This is a genomic window from Rhizobacter sp. P3_C12 (assembly GCF_056402735.1).
In genome coordinates this window covers 1-1,309 of the sequence record NZ_JBFUGW010000589.1, presented here as the reverse complement: position 1 = coordinate 1,309, position 1,309 = coordinate 1, and the positions used below count along the sequence as shown (strand labels likewise).

Annotated in this window: 3 protein-coding genes; all 3 read left to right on the top strand. The window is 68.7% G+C overall.

Annotated elements, in window-relative coordinates:
• Positions 1 to 66: 66 nt before the first annotated feature.
• On the top strand, positions 67 to 744 hold the full coding sequence (locus AC1DXV_RS34750) for a CsgG/HfaB family protein (protein WP_465113095.1): 678 nt from the start codon (positions 67 to 69) through the stop codon (positions 742 to 744).
• A complete protein-coding gene (locus AC1DXV_RS34745; protein ID WP_477869154.1) occupies positions 741 to 1,115 on the top strand; it encodes a DUF4810 domain-containing protein in 375 nt (124 codons plus the stop codon). The genes AC1DXV_RS34750 and AC1DXV_RS34745 overlap by 4 nt, the downstream gene beginning before the upstream one ends.
• Positions 1,112 to 1,309 (top strand): GNA1162 family protein (locus tag AC1DXV_RS34740; RefSeq protein ID WP_477938060.1); only part of this gene is annotated, 198 nt, incomplete at its 3' end. The genes AC1DXV_RS34745 and AC1DXV_RS34740, both read left to right, overlap by 4 nt.

Genomic DNA, 1,309 nt, shown 5'->3' with positions numbered 1-1,309 from the left:
GTCTCGCAACGCGCGTCAGATAATTCACGGCTTTTCTTCGAGCTTCATCCCTTTCCGAGGATTCCCATGTTCCAACGTCCGACAGCCGTTCTCGCGGCTGCATGCGCCTTGTTCATCGCCGGTTGCGCCACCGAAAGCTCCCGCACGCTGGAGGTCGCCAAGGTGCAGGCCGCCGCGGCGCCGTTCAACGGCACGCGCCTGCCGGTCTCGGTCGGCAAGTTCGACAACCGCTCCACCTTCATGCGCGGCGTGTTCTCCGATGGCGTCGACCGCCTCGGCAGCCAGGCCAAGACCACGCTGATTGCGCACCTGCAGCAGTCGCAGCGCTTCTCGGTGCTCGACCGCGACAACATGTCCGAGACCAGCCAGGAAGCCAAGCTGCAGGGCACGGCGCAGAAGCTGCGCGGCGCCTCGTACGTGGTGACCGGCGACATCTCCGAATTCGGCCGCAAGGAGGTCGGCGACCACCAGCTGTTCGGTTTGTTCGGCCGCGGCAAGACGCAGATCGCCTACGCGAAGATCACGCTCAACATCGTCAACAGCCTGACCGCCGAGGTCGTCTACTCGGCCCGCGGCGCCGGCGAGTACGAGCTGTCGAACCGCGAGGTGCTCGGCTTCGGCGGTACCGCCAGCTACGACGCGACGTTGAACGGCAAGGTGCTCGACCTCGCGATGCGCCAGGCGGTCGACGACCTCGTCACCGCGAAGGACAGCGGTCAGTGGGGCAAGGAGGCAGCCAAGTGACAGGGCGCTTCCTTGTCGCCGCCTGTGCGCTGGCGATGCTGGCCGGCTGCGCGAAGCCGCGCCCGCCGCTGTACCTGTGGGAGTCGTTCCCGCGCCAGCAGTACGACGCGCTGCAGCGCGGCGGCGCCGGCGCGCAGGAGCAGATCGCCGCGCTGGAGGAGCATGTCGTGAAGGCGCGTGCGCAGAACGCCGCGTTGCCGCCCGGCCTGCGTGCCCACCTGGGCATGCTGAAGCTGTCGATCGGCGACCCCGGCGAGGCACGCCAGCTCTGGCAGGCCGAGAAGCTCGCGTTCCCGGAATCGGCACCCTACATGGACCAGCTGCTGAAGCGCCTGGACGGCCCCGTGGCCAAGACGGAGAAACCGGCATGACGCGCGTCCGATCCCTGATCCTGTGGGCTGCCGTCGCTGGCGCCGCATTGCTCGGCGGCTGCGCGAGCACCCCGGCCTACGACTACACGGCCTTCAATCGCGCGAAGCCGGCCTCGCTGCTGGTGCTGCCGCCGCTCAACGAGTCGCCCGAGATCAGCGCGACCGCCTCCGTCTGGAGCCACGCGACCCGGCCG

Coding starts and splice junctions, on each gene's coding strand:
- AC1DXV_RS34750 (WP_465113095.1), top strand. CDS start 67: ATGTTCCAACGTCCGACAGCCGTTCTCGCGGCTGCATGCGCCTTGTTC.